The sequence below is a fragment of the Kribbella sp. NBC_00889 genome (assembly GCF_045207705.1).
Lineage (GTDB): Bacteria > Actinomycetota > Actinomycetes > Propionibacteriales > Kribbellaceae > Kribbella.
Window position 1 is genome coordinate 33,093 of the sequence record NZ_CP108783.1, and the last position, 18,256, is coordinate 51,348.

At 67.3% G+C, this 18,256-nt stretch carries 14 protein-coding genes, 2 pseudogenes and 1 other annotated feature; of the genes and pseudogenes, 8 read left to right on the top strand and 8 right to left on the bottom strand.

Annotated features, from left to right (window positions below):
- The first annotated feature begins 394 nt into the window (after window positions 1-394).
- Window positions 395-541: a hypothetical protein gene (locus tag OG817_RS00140; protein WP_393384870.1), complete on the top strand. Its 147-nt coding sequence runs from the start codon at window positions 395-397 to the stop codon at window positions 539-541.
- A 197-nt stretch (window positions 542-738) separates the two neighbouring features.
- Here the strand turns inward: OG817_RS00140 and OG817_RS00145 are convergent, their stop codons facing one another.
- Window positions 739-1,158 (bottom strand): PH domain-containing protein, encoded by a 420-nt coding sequence (locus OG817_RS00145; RefSeq protein ID WP_406051347.1) that lies wholly within the window; start codon window positions 1,156-1,158, stop codon window positions 739-741.
- A 179-nt stretch (window positions 1,159-1,337) separates the two neighbouring features.
- Between OG817_RS00145 and OG817_RS00150 the strand changes: the two genes are divergently transcribed.
- Together OG817_RS00150 and OG817_RS00155 are read left to right on the top strand one after the other, a co-directional pair.
- Complete coding sequence (locus tag OG817_RS00150; RefSeq protein WP_406051349.1) at window positions 1,338-2,060, top strand: hypothetical protein; 723 nt, start codon at window positions 1,338-1,340, stop codon at window positions 2,058-2,060.
- Between the two features lie 356 nt (window positions 2,061-2,416).
- Window positions 2,417-3,715, top strand: coding sequence for a S8 family peptidase (locus OG817_RS00155; RefSeq protein WP_406051350.1), 1,299 nt, complete (start codon window positions 2,417-2,419; stop codon window positions 3,713-3,715).
- 577 nt (window positions 3,716-4,292) lie between these two features.
- Here OG817_RS00155 and OG817_RS00160 read toward each other — a convergent pair.
- Window positions 4,293-4,487 (bottom strand): annotated as a pseudogene (locus OG817_RS00160) (IS1634 family transposase); the annotation flags it as partial.
- Between the two features lie 264 nt (window positions 4,488-4,751).
- On the opposite strand from OG817_RS00160, the gene OG817_RS00165 reads away from it, so the two are divergent.
- From OG817_RS00165 to OG817_RS00175, 3 genes are all read left to right on the top strand, one after another.
- Window positions 4,752-5,582, top strand: coding sequence for an alpha/beta hydrolase (locus OG817_RS00165; protein ID WP_406051352.1), 831 nt, complete (start codon window positions 4,752-4,754; stop codon window positions 5,580-5,582).
- A 289-nt stretch (window positions 5,583-5,871) separates the two neighbouring features.
- Window positions 5,872-7,314, top strand: coding sequence for an IS1380 family transposase (locus OG817_RS00170; protein WP_406051354.1), 1,443 nt, complete (start codon window positions 5,872-5,874; stop codon window positions 7,312-7,314).
- Between the two features lie 416 nt (window positions 7,315-7,730).
- Window positions 7,731-8,279: a hypothetical protein gene (locus tag OG817_RS00175; RefSeq protein ID WP_406051356.1), complete on the top strand. Its 549-nt coding sequence runs from the start codon at window positions 7,731-7,733 to the stop codon at window positions 8,277-8,279.
- 138 nt (window positions 8,280-8,417) lie between these two features.
- Here OG817_RS00175 and OG817_RS00180 read toward each other — a convergent pair.
- A protein-coding gene (locus OG817_RS00180) for an IS3 family transposase (protein ID WP_406051357.1) occupies window positions 8,418-9,694 on the bottom strand; the annotation gives its coding sequence in 2 pieces (ribosomal slippage) (window positions 8,418-9,403 and window positions 9,403-9,694; 1,278 coding nt in all).
- Window positions 9,264-9,416 (bottom strand) — a sequence feature (AL1L pseudoknot). It overlaps the preceding gene by 153 nt.
- Before the next feature lie 237 nt (window positions 9,695-9,931).
- Between OG817_RS00180 and OG817_RS00185 the strand changes: the two are divergent.
- Window positions 9,932-11,370: pseudogene (locus OG817_RS00185) on the top strand (IS1380 family transposase).
- Between the two features lie 321 nt (window positions 11,371-11,691).
- Here OG817_RS00185 and OG817_RS00190 read toward each other — a convergent pair.
- Window positions 11,692-11,991 carry a hypothetical protein gene (locus OG817_RS00190; protein WP_406051358.1) on the bottom strand — a complete coding sequence of 100 codons (300 nt, stop codon included), beginning with the start codon at window positions 11,989-11,991 and terminating at the stop codon, window positions 11,692-11,694.
- Between the two features lie 420 nt (window positions 11,992-12,411).
- Window positions 12,412-12,759 carry an ArsR/SmtB family transcription factor gene (locus OG817_RS00195; protein WP_406051359.1) on the bottom strand — a complete coding sequence of 116 codons (348 nt, stop codon included), beginning with the start codon at window positions 12,757-12,759 and terminating at the stop codon, window positions 12,412-12,414.
- Window positions 12,760-12,840: 81 nt separating this feature from the next.
- On the opposite strand from OG817_RS00195, the gene OG817_RS00200 reads away from it, so the two are divergent.
- On the top strand, window positions 12,841-13,920 hold the full coding sequence (locus OG817_RS00200; protein WP_406051360.1) for a flavin-containing monooxygenase: 1,080 nt from the start codon (window positions 12,841-12,843) through the stop codon (window positions 13,918-13,920).
- On the opposite strand, the gene OG817_RS00205 is transcribed toward OG817_RS00200, so the two are convergent.
- The 3 genes from OG817_RS00205 to OG817_RS00215 form a co-directional block, all read right to left on the bottom strand.
- On the bottom strand, window positions 13,921-15,090 hold the full coding sequence (locus OG817_RS00205) for an MFS transporter (protein ID WP_406051362.1): 1,170 nt from the start codon (window positions 15,088-15,090) through the stop codon (window positions 13,921-13,923).
- A 69-nt stretch (window positions 15,091-15,159) separates the two neighbouring features.
- Window positions 15,160-16,578 carry an FAD-dependent oxidoreductase gene (locus OG817_RS00210; protein WP_406051363.1) on the bottom strand — a complete coding sequence of 473 codons (1,419 nt, stop codon included), beginning with the start codon at window positions 16,576-16,578 and terminating at the stop codon, window positions 15,160-15,162.
- Window positions 16,575-17,795: a M28 family peptidase gene (locus OG817_RS00215; RefSeq protein ID WP_406051364.1), complete on the bottom strand. Its 1,221-nt coding sequence runs from the start codon at window positions 17,793-17,795 to the stop codon at window positions 16,575-16,577. The genes OG817_RS00210 and OG817_RS00215 overlap by 4 nt, the downstream gene beginning before the upstream one ends.
- Window positions 17,796-18,256 lie beyond the last annotated feature (461 nt).

An 18,256-nucleotide genomic window follows, 5' to 3' on the forward strand; every position in this document is an offset into this window, starting at 1 on the left:
GTGAATACAGCTCGAAGTCGCTGGTTCCTTGTCCGTGCTGGCGGATAGCTTGAAGAGGTGGAGTTGACCTCTGGACCCGGCCGGCTGGGAGGCCGTACGCCAGCTCGTGTCCTCAAAAAACGACGTCGGCCGCGTATTCGGCCGGCGTAGACGCGGTCGTTCTGGATTCCCTCATCTATCGAGTCCCGGCTCTAGCCTGACGCCGGGAACTCGACAGACGGGTTCGATCATGGACAGCGACCACCAGCCGCGGCCGACTGCTCGCCCCGCGGCCGCCGACCCGGACGGGCATCGGTCAGATCGGGTACACCGACGGTCAGCCGTACGACGCGTGCGACTAGCTGTAACGCCGAGCCCACCGATCGCGATCATCTGAAGAAGGGGGAATCATCAAGTGGACATCGTCGTAGCCATCATCAGCGGCGTGGTGAAACTGACCATCGCAATGATGCAGATCCTGGCCAAGCTCGTCATGTTCGGCATCCGCGAAACGCAGCGAGCCATCGCGCAAGCCCAACGCAACCAGGCGCGTAAGCGGTAAGCCCGGAAACACAGACACCCGAATACCCAGCAACGCCCGGAACCGATCTCCGGGGTCGTTCTGTGTCTAGTTGTCCGACCAGAGGGCGATCAGGCCGCCGCCGACGTCGCAGCACCGGCCCGTGTCCGTCGTCGGGCAGGATGCTCCGCCTTACGACCTTTGTGCGGGTTCGATGCTCGCCGGGACCATCGTCAGTCTTATCGGCCGGAGAGTTGGAGCATGTTCCACAGGATCACGTTGTGGGCGTGCACGGCCTTCTCCTCGCCCCGGAACCGGACCTCATAGGTCTTACCGCCGGTATCGATCGCGACCGTGCTCGAGGAGGCGAACTTCCCAAAGACGTTCTTGTCGGACACGTAGGAGACTGACTTGATACGGCTATATGGAATGCTGGTCACGGCGGCCTGCTTCCCGACGAATGAGTTGTCCTGGATGATGACCCGGGTATTGGTCAGCCCGATGAACCCGGTGCTCCCGCCGGTTGCGTCGTACACCGCGACAATCGTCTCCCCCTGCAGGAGTCCTACAGTAATCTTGTCGAGTTGATCTCGCTTGTCGAAGATGACGTTCGTCATGATCAGTCCCTCGCCGTCGGTGCGTTGTCGGTCTCGGGTCATTCAGATGCAGTCTAGGCACACCACAGGGTGGCGATCTCTCTACAAGATGAATCGGCGGGGTGGTGACGCAGCTCGGCAAGTTGAGGATCCGCGGGGCTTGGCGGCACCGTGGATCAGGCGGTCCGCTGACGAGCGCAGCAGGGCACTTGAGGCGGCATCGTCTCTGTAACCTGCATGGTGTGGCCCTCGACGATGATCCCAGTGAAGCATCTGGCAGCGATGTGGCGCGTAAGGCCGTCGCGGGTGTGGCGGCGGCTGCGGTGGGGATAGCGCTCATGCCTGCCGTCGGGCCAGTGGGCAGCGCGATGGCTGCTGGTGCACTGGTTCCGGTCTTCGAGCAGTTGGCGTTGCGCGATAGGCGGGCAGCCGAGAGTGCCGCCAGGGCTGCCGAACGAGCTGCTGAGTTGGCGGCTAAAACGCCTGAGGAGTTGGCCGAATGGGCCGAGGCGTCCCCGAGGCGGCTGGCGCTGCTCGCGAATGTCATTGAGGCAGCATGGCGGCTCGCTTCTGATGAGAAGACCGAGGCACTCGCTCGAGTGCTTGCCGACGGAGTCAGGGACGACGCAAGACTTGACGTTGATCCCTTGTTCGTCGCTGCGCTTCGGGAGATGGACCCAGCTCACGTACAAACCCTCAGGTTGATGGCCGACGCCGGCAACCCACACGACCAACCCTCCGGGAGACCCGCCGGAGCGAGCCAAGAATGGGCAACCGAGCATTTGCATGAAGCGCTGCCTCAGTTGAGTGAGGGCATGGACTACATTGTCGCGACCCTGGAGCGCATCGGCTGTATTGCTCGAGGCGTGCCGCGGTGGGACGTGCCGGCGTGGTGGTCGGTAACTGAGTTTGGTCACGCGACCCTGAGATTCCTGCGTACGGCACCTGATCGATCAGCAGATTAAAAGGGGCCATGATGCCGTAAACACAGCTCCTCTTTAGGCTCCAGCAGCCTCATTCGAGCAGCCAGCAGCCCGTCCGGTAGGCGTGAGTTGACTCTGTTTCGCACCACGTTTGATCCCACGAGCCAGGTTCAGTACAGGAGCCTGCGCGCCGACCCGCGGCGCGTGCGGTTCCCGGCGAGGTCGCCCCTTGCTCATCAAGGACGGACCTGGACTCTGCCGGCGGCGACCTCCTTGCCGGGTCCCACCAGCTGAGGCGTTGCACGACTCCCTGTGCGGATCGATCATGAGGCATTGATTGGGCGGTGCGCCGGTTCCCGTTCCGAGTCGTCCGCGCCTCCCTAGGGAAGGGGAATCAGATGAGGAAATTCGTGCTGCTCGTGGGAGCCGTGCTCACGCTGACGCTGGGGTTGCTGACGCCGGCGATGGCAGTCACACCCGGCGCACTGACCCCGGCGACAGCCTCTGCCAGCTGCCAGGCCTTCTTCGGCGTCGCAGCCGGACCCGAGCCACTGTCGGCCTGTCAGTGGGACATGCGTGCGATCGGGGTCGGTACGGCGTCCTACGCCAACGCCGCTGGTGACGGCGTGGACGTGGGGGTGATCGACGGCGGGGTCGACTTCACCCACCCCGACCTTGTCGGCAACATCGACGTCGCGCGGTCGTGCTCGTTCATCTTCTCGACCACGCCGACGGCCGACCCGCGGGAGGTAGCCAACGGTAACTGCAGCAACAAGGCCGCAGTCCAGGATCTGCAAGGCCACGGCACGCACGTGTCCAGCACGATCGCCGGCCGTGTCAACAACGTAGGTATCGCCGGGGTGGCACCCCGGGCCAAGATCGTGGCCATCAAGGCCTGCACCATCATGGGCTTCTGCTTCGCCGACTCGGTGGCTGCCGCGCTTCGGTACGCCGGTGACCAGCGCCTCGACATCGTCAACCTGAGCCTGTTCGCCGACCCGTGGCTCTACTTCTGCGGCAACGACGCCGAGCAGCGGGCGATCCTCGCGGACCTGCGTAATGCCGCTCGGTACGCACAGCAGCGCGGCGTCGTGGTCGTGGCCGCGGCCGGCAACGAGGCACAGGACCTGGGGCACCCGACCACCGACACCATCAGCCCGGACTGGCCGCCGGACACAGCCGTGACCCGCGAGGTGCGCAACAACTGCCGAGTCACGCCGGCCGAGCTCCCCGGTGTGGTCGCGGTGTCGGCGTCTGGCGTGACCACGCTGGCCAGCTACTCCAACACTGGAGGTCCGGTTGTGGACGTGACGGCGCCAGGTGGCGACGCGGCGCAGACTCCTGGTACGACGTTCGGCCGGGTCCTTGCCGCCTGGTCGAGCACTGATGGCACCGGCCAATGGGAGACCCTGGCCGCCGCCGGGCGCGGGGTCGAGGACGCCAACGGCGCCCGCTGGGTCTGGATCAGCGGGACGTCCATGGCATCGCCTCACGTGGCCGGGGTGGCAGCGCTGATCCGTCAACTCCACCCCAACTGGAGCCCGGGTGCCCTGGCAGCGCAGATTCGGCGCACTGCGACGCCAACGGCATGCCCGGCCGTCTGGCCGGCCGATGACGTCCGCCGGTGCACCGGCGGGCCGTCGAGCACCACCTTCTTCGGCGCTGGCATGGTGAACGCCTTGGCGGCCACCTCCTGACACCGAAGCGCGCAGTGGGGCGGGCACCAGCCCGCCCCACTGGAGCGGTCTGTGACTCGAGGTCCCGCGCTCGTTGCGTGTGGACTCGCTCAGCTACGCGTCCTTGTCAGTAACGGGACTCACCCGGCACAGACGACCACTCCTCCGGCATCGTTGACACGTACGGGTCAAAGGAACGGTCGCGCAACTGCCGCGCTTTCCAGCGCAAGCACAGGGACGCGCCGACGCGCGCCCCCGTGTCTCTTGGGACGAGTCGCAGACGACGACGCGGCTGGCAGGTCAGCTGGATCGTCCCGCTGAACGGGTCGGTGGCGGAGGGTCAGGTGGACTCGAGCCCACGACCTGGGGATTATGAGAGCCATGCCACTTGCCACGCGGGTCAAACTTCAGGCTGCGTGGGTTCGGGAATCGGCACCTCTAGCTAACTGAATCCACGCTGTTTGACGCGATTTCATGTCACGAGTCATGTCACGTGGGGGCGACTTCGGCTAGGTGTGACGTCCCTGGACATCACACCTAGCCCCAGCGCGCTGGGCGCGCGAGAGTCAGCCCAGGCGAGGACCTAACTTGTGCCGAGTTAGTGCGCACCGTCGCGGCCGTGGATCGTTCGCAGGATTTCGCGCAGGTCGTCGGGTAGTGGGTCGGCGGCGGTGATGGTGTGGGCGCCGGCCTGGATTTCGATGGTGTGGTATCGGCGGGTGGTGGGGACGAACTTCTTGATCGACCATCCGGTGGAGTCCTCGATCCAGCGTGAAACCGCGAGGGCGGCGAGCGTCGATTGTTGATTCGAACGATCGGTCGGAAGTAGCCCTCATGTACCCGAACAGTGGTCACGTCGTGGGTTGCGCGGCTTCACCCGCACCGGATGATGCCTGTCCTGGCGGCCCGGACCAGTCTGGTTGGGCGTACCCGGGCGCTGCGGCGGGGTACGAGAAGCGCGCACGGTGAACAAGGGAACACGAATGAGTGCTGAAGGTCAGCGCGAGGCGTTGTGATCCCGCGTCAGTACCCGCACCCCTTCCTGGATCGGAGCCTCATGACCACGAACACACCCGAGGCCACCCCGGCGGCGCAGAAGGCGACCATCGTCCTCATTCACGGTCTTTGGCTCACGCCGCTCAGCTGGGAAGGCTGGAAGGAGCGCTTCGAGTCGAAGGGCCACACCGTGCTGGCACCGGCCTGGCCGGGGCTCGAGGGAACGGTGGAGGAGGTCCGCCAAAACACCTCCAAGTACGAGCGGCTCGGGATCAAGGAGATCACGGACCACTACGACCGGATCATCCGCGGTCTCGACGCCCCGCCCATCATCATGGGCCACTCGTTCGGCGGCCTCATCACGCAGCTCCTGCTGGACCGCGGCCTTGGCGCCTCGGCCGTGGCGATCAGCCCGGCGCAGATCCACGGCGTATACACCCTGCCCCTCGCCCAGGCCAAGGTCGCGTCGGTGGCGCTAAAGAACCCGGCCAACCGCCACAGGACTCAGATGCTCACACCGGAGGAGTTCCACTACGGCTTCACCAACACGCGCACACTCGAGGAGTCGAGACCGATCTACGACAGGCTCGCGGTTCCGGGGCCGGGGCGCCCGCTTTTCCAGGCGGCGCTCGCCAACTTCACACCGCATGCGGTGACGAGGGTTAACCGGCACAACTCGAGCCGCGCGCCGCTGCTGTTCCTCGCCAACGGTAAGGACCACACCGTGCCCGCGGTGTCGACCCGCGCCGCCTACAAGATCCAGAAGAAGACGGGCGCACTCACCGAGCTCAAGGAGTACCCCGACCGCTCCCATTCCACATTCTCCCAGGACGGCTGGGAAGAAGTGGCGGACTACTCGCTCGATTGGGCCGTGCGCAACGCGCGAACCTAGCCGCAGGCCGTGATCTGGTGGCGTGGTGGTCGTGGACGTGGCGCGGCGACCTTTTGATGATCCGGAGCCGTGTGGACTACAGATGATCTCACTCTGGCCGCCTGCTACAGCGCAGAGGCTGATCGGGCAGCGCGGCCCGCAGCTCAGCGGATGATGCTCGGTTTAGGAAACCGACGCGCCGTCGACACAGGCATCTCTAGCCCGGAGCTTTCATGCCGGTCGGCTGTGAGGATGTGTCGTTGAACTGAAAGGTGCTCCTGACCAGCGACGATGTGGTTTGTCTAGGACCATGTCGTGCGGATCGAGGAGCACCTTCGAGGTGAAGACTACCGGGTTCTATCCCTGTGTTCGGGTTGATGCGGCGGGATCGGGGGTGGTGTCGCGGGCCGGTGGTCTGCTGCTCACCGACGCGGTCCGGACCAGCGGGCTGGGCGCTGAGTTATCGCGGGCGTTGGCGCCGTGGCGCAAACCGTTGGTCCGGCACGACCCGGCCAAGATCGTCTGCGATCTGGCGGTCGCTCTCGCGCTGGGCGGGGACTGCCTGGCCGACATCGCGGTGCTGCGCGGCGAACCGGCGGTGTTCGGCCTGGTGGCCTCCGATCCGACGGTGTCGCGCACGATCGACGCGTTGGCCGGAGATGCTGAGCGGGTGTTGAAGGCGATCGGCACCGCTCGCGCCGCGGCGCGAGCGAGGGTGTGGGCGCTGGCCGGCCAGCATGCCCCGGACGCCGGGATCGACGCAGACAGCCCGATCGTGATCGACACCGACGCCACCTTGCTGACCGCCCACTCCGACAAGCAAGGTGCTGCGCCAACATTCAAGCGGGGCTACGGTTTCCACCCGTTGTGGGCGTTCGTCGACCACGGCGCCGACGGGACCGGTGAGCCGCTCGCGGTGATGCTGCGGCCTGGAAACGCGGGCTCGAATACTGCCGCCGACCACATCGCCGTGGTCCGTGACGCACTCAAACAGTTGCCGTCGTGGCGGCCAGGGACACGGCCCGGGCGCAAGGTGCTGATCCGCGCCGACTCGGCCGGCTGCACCCACGACTTCCTCGACTGGGTGGCGGTGTCGCAGCGCATGTCGTACTCGGTCGGGTTCACCCTGCCCGACGACTTCGACCAGGTGCTGCCGCGGATCCCGAAACGCGCGTGGACCCCGGCCTACGACGCCGGCGGCAAGGTGCGTGACGGGGCTTGGGTCGCAGACGTCACCGGCTTGTTGAACCTGTCCACCTGGCCGAAGGGGATGCGGGTGATCGCGCGCAAGGAACGCCCGCACCCCGGCGCCCAGTTGCGGATCACCGACATCGACGGGCACCGCGTCACCGCGTTCGCCACCAACACCGCCCGCGGACAGCTGGCCGACCTCGAGCTACGGCACCGCCGCCGCGCCCGCGCCGAAGACCGGATCCGAGTGGCCAAGGACACCGGACTGACCAACCTGCCGCTGCACGAGTTCACCCAGAACCAGATCTGGTGCGCCATCGTCTCGCTGGCCTGCGAGCTCACCGCTTGGATGCAGATGCTCGCCTTCACCAGCGACAACCACACCGGCCACGAAGCCCGCCGCTGGGAACCCAAACGCCTACGCCTGCGGCTGTTCTCGACCGCCGCGAGGATCGCCCACACCGGCCGCCGCATCATCGTTCACCTCGCCCGCGACGGCGCCTGGACCGACCTCCTGCTGACCGCGATCACCCGCCTACGCCAACTCGCCGTCCCCGGCTGAGCACCACCACACCCTGCCCCAACGACCCCAGGACCCACCCGGCCGGAACCGGCGTCCACCGAGACGACACTCGGCAAACGGTCACACCCAACTGCAAGAATCACACCTGCTGCGCGTCACCAACGCGCACCAAGCCGACCGTGCCAGCCCGATGAAAGATCCGGGCTAGGCGTATGTCGGAATCACCAGTTCGGCAGTTCGTGACTCTAGTCGACTCTGATCGACGCTCCTTCGTTCCCAGGCTGTTCCCGGCTGAGCATTGAGTCTGGGCGTACCCCGCGGCCGCAGAACACTGAACAGCATCCGTGTCCCTGTCCACCGCTCTACCGACACCGCTGTCCCAGTAAACGTCCGCATATACGGGCTGAGGGAGACGCTCTAGTGTTCAGGGACGATGAGGCGCGAGTGAAACCTGCATGACGACATCGCTGTGGCTTGCCTTGATTTCGAGCTTCTCGGGCCTCGCCGGCGTGACGCTTGGCGCCGCACTCACAGGTCAGGCCCAGAGACGGCAGTGGACGAGAGACAGACAGGTCGGCGCCTGTACCGCGATCGTCGTTCAGTCGACGCGAGTGCAGCTTGCGCTGAGGCAACAATGGCGCCGCGCACAGCGCGTGGATTGGGCGCCCTGGAATGAGGCGCTGGCTGAGATCAGCCTGATCGTCGCCACCCCAGCGGTAGTCGAAGCAGCCGGTGAGATGGACGAGTTGTTCTGGCAGAACAGTGAGCTGGTCGTCCGAGGTGACCTCAACGACGAGACGGCCTGGGAGGCTGCCTCCCAGCGCATGGAGGCTGCCCGACTCAATTTCATCAACACCGCGAAGAGGCACGTCATCGGATCACGCAGTCGCCTGAACCGCCTGCCGATCCGCCGCCCACAGTCGCCGGACGGTTGGCCGGCCGGCCCGTCACCCGCCACCTTAAACTCGACCACCGGGGACAGCGGAGAGGGCTCGAACCTGTGACCAAGGGGATCATGAGAGCCATGTCACCCCCACGCCGGTCAACTCCAAGCGTCGGCTGTCGCGCAGGTGCCCACGATAACCGACTTCAGCCAGCCCAGTTGACGGGACTGAATCGCCCCGGGTTTCGTGGAGACCCGATTACTTGGTTCCGGCCTTGGTGAGGACGGGGATTTCACTGTAGTGGTTGGCTTCGAACTCGGCGGGTGGAACGTGCCCGATCTCGCCGTGTAGGCGTCGGTGGTTGAACCAGTCGACGTATTCGGCGACGGCGATCTCGACGTCGTTGATGGACTTCCAGCCCGTGTTGGGTCGGGTGGCGGGGTTGCGGATCAGCTCTGCTTTGAACAGCGAGTTGAATGCCTCGGCCATCGCGTTGTCGTAGGAGTCGCCGCGGCTGCCGACGGACGCGACGGCGTCGGCCTCGGCGAGCCGCTCGGTGTAGCGGACAGCTCGGTATTGGACCCCGCGGTCGCTGTGATGAATCAGCCCGGTGAGGTCGTGGCCGGCCCGCTGCCGGGCCCACAGCCCCATGTCGAGGGCGTCCAGGGCCAGGTCGGTGCGCAGGCTGGTCGAGACCTGCCAGCCCACGACCAAGCGGGAGAACACGTCGAGGACGAACGCGGCGTAGACCCAGCCGGAGTGGGTGCGGATATAGGTCAGGTCCGCCACCCAGAGCTGGTTGGGTGCGTCGGCGACGAACTGCCGCTGCACCAGGTCGGCTGGACGTGGTGTCTGAGCACCTTCGGTCTGGGTGGTCTTGCGGGTTTTGTCCCGCAAGATGCCTCGCAGGCCCTCGGCGCGCATCAGCCGTTCCACGGTGCACCGGGCAACTCCGATGCCGCCTCGATTCAGCTCGGCATGGATCTTCCGCGCGCCGTAGACCTCGAGGTTGTCCTTGTGCAACTGGCGGATCGCCGGGACCAGTTCGGCGTCTCTGACCGCCCGGGCCGACGGCGGCCTGCTCCTGGCGGCGTAGTAGGTGCTCGGGGCAATCTTGATCCCGGCAGCGGCCAGGACCTTACAGATCGGCTCGACCCCGAACCGGCCGCGGTGCTGGTCGATATAGTCGACCAGCACCGCCGTCGGCACCTCGGTTACTTCACCTTGCGGTCGAGCTCCGCCGCCGCGAAAAAAGCCGACGCTGTCTTCAAGATCTCGTTGGCCCGCCGAAGCTCGCGGTTCTCCCGCTCCAACTGCGCGATCCGCTCGGCATCGCTGGTGGCAGTGCCCGGAACTGTCCCCTCGTCGATCTCAGCCTGCCGGACCCAACCCCGCAACGTCTCGCGGTGCACGCCGAGCTGCTCCGCGATCCGCGGAATCGCCCCCGACCTCGTCGCCGGGTCCTTGCGCGCGTCCACCGCCATCCGCGTGGCCCGCTCACGCAACTCGTCGCCATACTTCCTCGGTGCAGCCATAACTCTCATCCTCCATGGATTGAGAGCCTCCATCAGACCCGGGGCGATTCAGACTTCATGTCACAAGCCATGTCATGCCTGGCGCAGCTAAGCCCTCCGCCGGATGTGCCTCTTAGCCTCGATTCACCGATGATCTGGGTGGGGTGAGCGTGGCGTAACGGACGGATGCCCTTGCGGGCTGGGAGATTGGGACTTGTCTAGGGTTCCAGATCACCGAGCGCGAAGGGCATCCGTCAGATGCAACTGTCTCACAGGCCACGGTCGGTGTCGGCGAGGTTCGATGATCCGAATCTGGTGTCGTCGGGTGGGCTGGTGCCGGCGATGGCGCTGGCGGAGTCGGTGGGTCTGCGTGAGCTGGGTGATCAGCGGTTGAGTGTGCCGACGGACAAGGGCGCGAACGCGGGTCTGAAGGTCTGCTCGCTGGTCGCGGGGATGGTGGCCGGTGCGGACTCGATCGACGACATGGCGTTGCTTCGGCATGGCGGGATGCGGAGGGTGTTCGGGAGTGTTTATGCGCCGTCGACGCTGGGGTCGTTCCTGCGGACGTTCACCTTCGGCCATGTCCGCCAGCTCGACGCGGTCGCTTCCCGGTTCCTGGCCGCGCTGGCCGATCGGGCGCCGCTGGTCGGTCAGCCCGCACGCGGAACAGAGGGGGAGCATGTGTTGGTCGATGTCGATGACACGATCATCGAGGTGCACGGATACGCCAAGCAGGGTGCGGGGTTCGGCTACTCCGGTGTCCGTGGGCTGAACGCGCTGCTGGCCACCGTCACCACCAGCGGCGCCCAGGGATCCGGCACTGCGCCGGTGATCGTGGCGCAGCGGCTGCGGAAGGGATCGGTCGGCTCGCCGCGCGGCGCCAAGCGCCTGATCACCGACGCGCTGAAGACCGTGCGCGGACTGCATGGACTGTCGTCCGGCAAGCCGCTGGTGCGGGCCGACTCGGCGTTCTACGGCCGCGGCCTGGTGCTGGCCGCGGTCCGTGCCGGTGCCGAGGTCTCGGTCACCGTCCGCCTCGACAAACGGGTCAAGGCCGCGATCGCCGCCATCGCAGACGACGCGGATGCATGGACTCCGATCGAATACACCGACGCGATCTTCGACGAGCAGACCGGTCAATGGGTCTCCCGCGCGGAGGTCGCCGAAATCCCGTTCACCGCGTTCGCGTCCCGCCGCAAAGCCGACCGGGTGCCAGGCCGGCTGGTGGTCCGCCGGATCCCCGACCTCAACACCAAGAGAAGGCGGCCGGACAGGACACCTTGTTCGACATCTGGCGGTTCCACGCCTTCTTCACCACAACCGGCACCGACGCGATGGACACCGTGACCGCCGACAAGACCCACCGCGGTCACGCGATCATCGAACAAGTCAACGCCGACCTGAAGAACTCAGCGCTCGCTCACCTGCCGTCCGGGGTGTTCACCGCGAACGCCGCCTGGCTGGTGCTCGCGGTGATGGCGTTCAACCTCACCCGTGCCGCCGCGACCCTGGCCGGCGGTGAACTGGCCAGAGCAACCACCGCCACGATCAGACGCAAACTCGTCAACGTCGCCGCCCGGATCGCATCATCAGCCCGCCGCATCACCCTCCACCTGCCGCTCGGCTGGCCCTGGCAGCCCCACTGGACCACGCTGTTCGATCGAGTCTGCGGGCCACCAGCCACCGCCAACTCCTGACCACCACGCCGACCACGGCACCAACCGCACGCCCCAGTGGAACACCCCCGCAGCGAGGCGGGACACCCCACCACGCCCACCCAGCCCAGCATCAAGCCGATCCGGAATCAGCGCCCCACGCCAAGTCGATCGGTGGATCGAGGCTTAGACACCTGGTGGCAACTCCTTGAAGATTCCTGCCAGCCTTCAAGCGCAGCATGCGCCTGGGGGTCCGGCTTTGTAGGCGATCCAATGTCCTCAACCATGCGGCGGCTAGGCGGACTGCGGCAACGCCAAGCCACGGCAACCCCCGCTGGTTGCGGACCGCTCAGGCGGTTCTGGTCAGCAGGTGGACTTGACGGTGGTGGTGAGAGCCGCCACGGCGCCCTCGAAAGCCTGCGCCGCCGCAGCGGCCGCGGTCACGCTGGCGCCTGACGGGTCGGACTTGGCGGTGGTGAGGCTGGACTTCAGCGTGTTGAGCGCCGTGTCGACCGCCCCGAGCTGGGACGAGAAGTCCGACTTCGCGTCGGTCTTGACCTGCTTCAGGTTGGTCTCGACGGTAGCCAGTCCGTTCTGCAGGTCGGAGACGCCGGTCGACGAGGTCACATCAACCTTCTTGACGTCGTCGACCGACGTCTTCAAGGCGTCGACTGAACCGCACACGGCAGCTTGGTCGTTACTACAGCCCACCAGTGAAACGCCTAGCACCAGAGCCGCGACGGCACTGACGATGGAAGATCTCATCCGCCGGTCACCCCCTCGAGATTCGCGAACCTGTACACGAGGATCGTTCCGCTTGTACGGCGGCTCCACATCATCCACATCGCATGATGTCGACCCATCCGTACGCCGAGATGAGATCCGCCTCAGGCACAGTTGACGCGCAGAGGCGGACCTACCTCCAGAAATGCTGTTGCACCCCGCAGAACGGCGGCGTCTGGTCGTTCTCGCACACCTGCACACGGATGCGGTCGATTCCTCCGACCAGGTTCGGGTCGCCGATCGTGAAACCGATCGGCACGTCGGGCTCGGTGCTTCGCGCGTCCAGCGGGTCCTAGCTCGTCAGCAGCAGCTTTGGAGGTAGGCCTGCAGGTCGGCAAGCGCGGCCGCGCTGCCTTGCTTGTCGGCGCGGTAGTACACGGTCTTGCCGTCGCGGCGTGAGGTGACGACTCCTCCGCGACGGAGGATGTCGAGCTGCTGTGATGCGGTGGACTGGCCGATGCCGGCGAGTTCGGCGACTTCGTTGACGGACAGTTCGGCGCCGCGGGCGAACAGCAGCATGATGCGCTGCCGGGTCGGGCTGGCCAGCGCCTTGAGGAAATCATGGGTCGCCACAGCGAGCTCTACAGGTTCCGCGGCATCGCACGACGCTGCGCTGTCGGTGGCGGTCGTGGCCCGCTGTGTCGCCATGCCTGTACTCCTTCCGCTTCGGGATCACTGTAGCTCGTATCGTCATTTCGTCATATTGCGATATTTAGATACATTGTGGTCATGACTCACAACACACAACCTGTTGTCATCATCGGAGGTGGCCAGTCCGGCCTTGCCGCGGCTCGTGCCGTCCGGAACGCAGGCTTGCGCCCCCTGGTTCTGGAGGCCGGCGACCGCCCGGTTGGTTCCTGGCCCCGCTACTACGACAGCCTCACGTTGTTCTCTCCGTCGCAGTACAGCTCGATGCCGGGAGCGCCGTTCGGCGGGAATCCGGACCACTACCCGACCCGCGACGAGGTGGTGGCCTATCTGCAGGGGTATGCCGATGACCTCGGCGTCGAGATCCGCACCGGCACCCGGGCCACGGCCGTGGAAGCCTACGGCGCCGGATTCGTCGTCCACACCGACGCTGGAGATAGCATCCCCACCGGCGGAGTCGTGGCCGCGACTGGGTCGTTCACCAACCCGTACGTGCCGGTGCTGCCTGGTCGCGATGGCTTCACCGGCCAGACGCTGCATGTGGCCGACTACCGCAATCCCGCGCCGTATGTCGGGCAGCGAGTGGTGATCGTGGGAGCCGGGAACTCCGCGGTCCAGGTCGGCTACGAGCTCGGTCAGGTCGCCCGAGTGACGCTCGCGACCCGTGCGCCGCTGCTGTTCCTGCCGCAGAGGCAGGAAGGCAAGGACCTGCACTACTGGCTGGAAACACTGGGCTTCGACGAACTGCCGTCGGCTTGGCTGGCCCGGTTGATCACCGGAGTGCCGGTCCTCGATGACGGCGTCTACAGCAAGGCCGAAGCAGCCGGGGTGTTCGACCGACGCGAGATGTTCACCGCGTTCGACGGCGACAAGCTCGTGTGGGCCGACGTCGAGCGTGAACAGGTCGACGTGGTGCTGTTCGCCACCGGCTACCGGCCGAGCCTGGAGTACCTCAGTGGCCTGGGAGCCCTTGATTCCGACGGGATGCCGCTGCACATGGGCGGTATCTCTCTGACTCACCCCGGCTTGGTCTATGTCGGGTTGGAGTTCCAGCGGTCGTTCTCGTCGAACACGCTGCGCGGGGCGCACCGCGACGCCGACTATGTCGTCGGTCCGCTCGCTGCGCATGTCGCCGGCGCTGCGAGCGTGCTGGGCGCGTGATCAGCTCGCCGGAGCCTGCAGTCGACGCGACAGGGCCAGCAAGAGGCCCGCGGCGACACAGGCTCCGGCGACGGTGAGAATCACGGGCCGGTATCCAACCGCATTGGCCAGCAATGCCCCTGCCAGTGGTGCTCCGGCCCGGGCCACGGTGACTGGAGTGGCCAGGGTTCCGGCGATGGTCGCGTATCCGGCGGCGCCGTACCGGTCGAGCAGGATCGACGGGGTGGCGATCGAGGCGACTCCGAACCCGAGCCCGAACAGCACCAGGCACGCCACCGCACCGGCCAGGTGCCGCCCGGCCAGCGGCAGCAGGCAGATCGCCGCGCCTTGGATGACAAGGATGGCGGCGGTGATGGATGCCATCGGCAACCAGCGCAGCGACAGCGTGGTGACGGCTCGCCCGGTGACGGACAACAAACCCAGTAGTCCGGCCAGCGTCGCCGCCCGGGCTGGCGGGTGGCCGAGGCTCACCAGGTACAGCACCAGGTGAACGGCGATGACGGCCAGGGCGGCACTGTGCAGTACGAACGCGCCGGCCAGGGCCCAGAACCCCGCATCCTTCAGCACCCTGCGCGCCGACCCGACCTGGCCGGCGGCGCGACCGCGGGACCGGGGTCTGGCACGCCGCAGCGCGGTCGCGTGCAAGGGCGCCGTCAGCACAGCAAGTACCGAAGCCAGGATCACGAGTGTCTGCCGCCAGCCGTAGGCGTCGACGAGATGACCTGTCAGAGGGATGAAGATCGAACTGGCGAAGCCCGCCACCAGCGTGACACCCAGCAGCGCCTTGGTGCGGTGGGCAGGTTCGGTCGCCGCCACGATGACCGCGAAGGCTGGTTCATACAGCACCATCGCCGACGCGACGCCGATCATCGCGAACGCGACATACAGCTGCGGCGTGGTTTCGACCTGGCTCCACGCGAAAACTGCGACCGCGCCGACCAGTGATCCGGTCGTCATCAGGCCGTGGCCGCCGCGTGCGTCGAGCCAGCGTCCGACTGGTATCGACGCCAGCCCGGTGACCAAGACTGCGGTGGTGAGCGCACCGGCGGCTCTGGCGGTGGAGATCCCGAGATCGCGGCTCATCGGCCCGAGAAGCGCGCTGAACGCGTAGTACAGCACGCCGTACCCGACGGTCTGGGTGATCGCGAACGTCGCCACCAGTTTCCGCATGGTGGCGCCGGAACGGGCACCGCTCCCGGCCCGGGGGGGGCACAGGAGCGGTTCTGGTGGGCTGTTTCATCAATTGCAGCAGCCGGACTGTGTCTGCGCGGAGGCGGGCTTGTCGTCGATGACGGTGAGCAGGCCACCGCTGATGCCGGTAGCCAGGCCGCGCCCGGCCGGAGCCGAGATCTCGACCGACTGCGGCGCCGGGCCGCAGCAGCTGGTGGCCGCGTCGCTGGACGAGGTCGGGTCGGTGAGGTTGGTGGAGCACACACCGGTTTCAGGCAGGTCGAGCTGCACGTCACGGGCCGCGTGCCAGTCACCGGCGAGGCCCGCGACCACGGAGCGGGCCTGTTCGAAACCGGTGGCCAACAGGAACGTCGGCGCTCGCCCGTAGGACTTCGCGCCGACGGCGTAGTAGCCCGGTTCGGGGTGAGCTAGTTCGTCGACGCCGTGCGGGGGCACGGTGCCGCAGGAGTGCTGGTTCGGGTCGATCAATGGCGCCAGTGCACGGGTCGATCCCAGGATCGGGTCGAGGTCGAGGCGCAGTTCGCCGACGATGGCGTGGTCGGGGCGGAACCCGGTGGAGTTGACGACCGTGTCAGCGAGGACGCGTCGCTCACCGGCGACCAGCTCGACGCGCCCGTCGCTGATCTGGTCGAGGGCCTCGATCCGGAAACTGCTGACCAGTTCCACGCGGCCGGTCTGCACGAGGTTCTTCAAGCGCGATCCAAGTACTCCGCGGGCCGGGAGTTCGTCGGCGTCACTGCCGCCGTAGGTGCGGGCCTGGTCGGCACCGCGCACGACCCACACGACCTCTGTGCCCGGGACCTGCTCGGCCAGCTCGCCCAGATCCAGCAGCGTGGTGGCTGCGGAGTGCCCGGCGCCGACGACCGCGGTACGGCGCCCGGCGAACCGGTCGCGGTCGCGGCCCAGGACGTCAGGCAGTGCACGGGAGATGTGGGCCGCCGCGGCGGCTTCGCCGCGGGCCGGGATGCCGGACCCGCCGAGCACGTTGGGGCGCCGCCAGGTTCCGGCCGCGTCGATCACCGCCGCGGCGAGCAGTTCGGACCCGTCGGCCATGCGGATCAGGAAGGGCGCGTCCTCGCGGCCGGCAGTGCGGATCCGGTCGAACCCGACCCGGGTGACGGCCTCCACGGCAGCGTTGTAGCGGATCTTGTCGCCCAGTTGTGGCGTCTTGGCCAGCGGTGCGAGGTAGGAGTCGATCAGGTCGCCGCCGGTGGGCAGGATGTCGGGGTTGGGTTCGGTCCAGCCGCCGGCCTGTTGCAGCAGTCTGCGAGACGCGCTGTCGATGTCATAGCGCCAGGGGCTGAACAGCTTCACGTGGCGCCATTCGTCGATCGCCGCAGCCACTCCCGGCCCGGACTCGAGGATGACGAAGTCGAGGCCGCGTTCGGCCAGGTGCGCGGCGGCGGCCAGGCCGATCGGGCCTGCGCCGATGACCACGACCGGGAGGTCGGAAGCGGTGACGCTCATGGTGTTTCTCCAAGCTGTGCAGGGTTGTTGATGAGTTGGTTCACGGTCGCCGTGACGAGGTTGGTCGCGGCGAGCAGTGTGCGGGTTTCGACCCGGTCGGGGGTCTCGGCGGGTGTCTGGTAGCCGGGTATGCCCATGCCGATACCGATCGCGGGCAGTCCGGCAGCGGCGTAGCGGCGGTTGTCCGAGGCCATCGCGCCGGCACGCAGCGGCACGCCGGTGAGCCGTCCGGCCTGGTCGAGGGCGGCGAGCAGCGGTTCGGCCGGTCCGCCGGCCTCGACCGCGGCCGCGGCGCCGAGCTCGGCGGCACCGTCGACATTGATCACGAAGGTGCCCGCTGCGAGCTGGGGTGCGTGGTGGGCCGAGCCACGGGCGCCGGCCTCCTCGCCGTCGAGGAACGCGACGGACAGCCCGATCCCCGGCGGCAGGTCGGTCGACAGCAGCCGCGCGGCCTCGAGCACAACGGCGACGCCTGAGGCGTTGTCGGCCGCGGCCGGGTGTCGTTGCTCGGGGTCGTCGCCGACACCGTCGAAATGCGCGGTCAGCACCACCGACAACTGGACGGGGGAAGCCTGGGCGAAGACGCCGTGCACGTTGGTCCCGGTCGTTGCGATCGTGCGCATCGGCACTGACGCTGTCACCATCTGACCCACGTTGTGTGCCAGCGCGGCGTGCAGATCGGTGCGCACCGACAAGATGGCGACCGGCCCGGTCGGTGGGCCGGCGATCATCTTCGGCATCCATCCGGCCTCGTCGGCGCCACGGGGAACGAGCAGGCCGGCAGCGGCTTCGGTGCGTGCCCGATCCACGGTCTGCTGATCGGCGCCCGCGACGAGGACCCAGCGGCCGTGCCACGAACCAGTCTCTGCGGGTGCGAGCGGTCCTGACCTCGGCACGGGGACCTCGGCGGAGGTGAGTTGTTCAGCGAAGTCGCGGCGGTGAACCAGGTTCCGCGGCCCGACGGCCAGGGCCGGGGTGGATTGCAGCTCTTTCACGCCGGTGACCTCGAACGCGTCGGGCGTCACAGCCGCGCCCACAGCGCGCAGCTGATCGGCCAACCAGGCAGCTGCGGCCTTTCCGCCGGGGGTGCCGATGCGGCGGCCGGCGTAACGGTCGGCTGCGAGTTCGTGGACGGTCGCGAGCATGGTCTCGGCGGAGGCGCCGCGGCGGGCAGTGAGGGCCGTGGCCGTGGACGGCCCGGGCGACGCGGTGGTCATCCGCAGCACCCTCCAGCGGCGGCAGGCTCGGGAGCCGCCACGCTGGCCGGCTCCGAGCCGCAGCAGGAGGCTGCCGCTACAGCGGTGTCGGTCCCGCAACAGCCGCCGGCCACCTCGGAGGTCGCCTGCGCGGACGGGGCGCTGCCGCAACAACTGCCCGCCGAAGGCGGGGTGAATGCCTCGGCAGGATTTCCGGCGAATCCGCCGGAAACGGTGGGGGTCTCGGTCGCCATGGTCGTGTCCTTGTCTCGAGTGGTCAGTGCGGAAGCTGGAGATGCATGTGGCTGCTACGAACCCGGGCGCGGTGCGCTTCCGCGCGGCACTCCGCGGTGCAGACCTGCCCACAGGACTCGCAGAACTCCACGCGGCTCAGCCGCCGGATGAGCTTGACCATGTCTGGTTCCTTTCGTACCCGGCAGGAGGTCGCCACCGGAGCTACTAAGTTGATGTTCATCTAAACA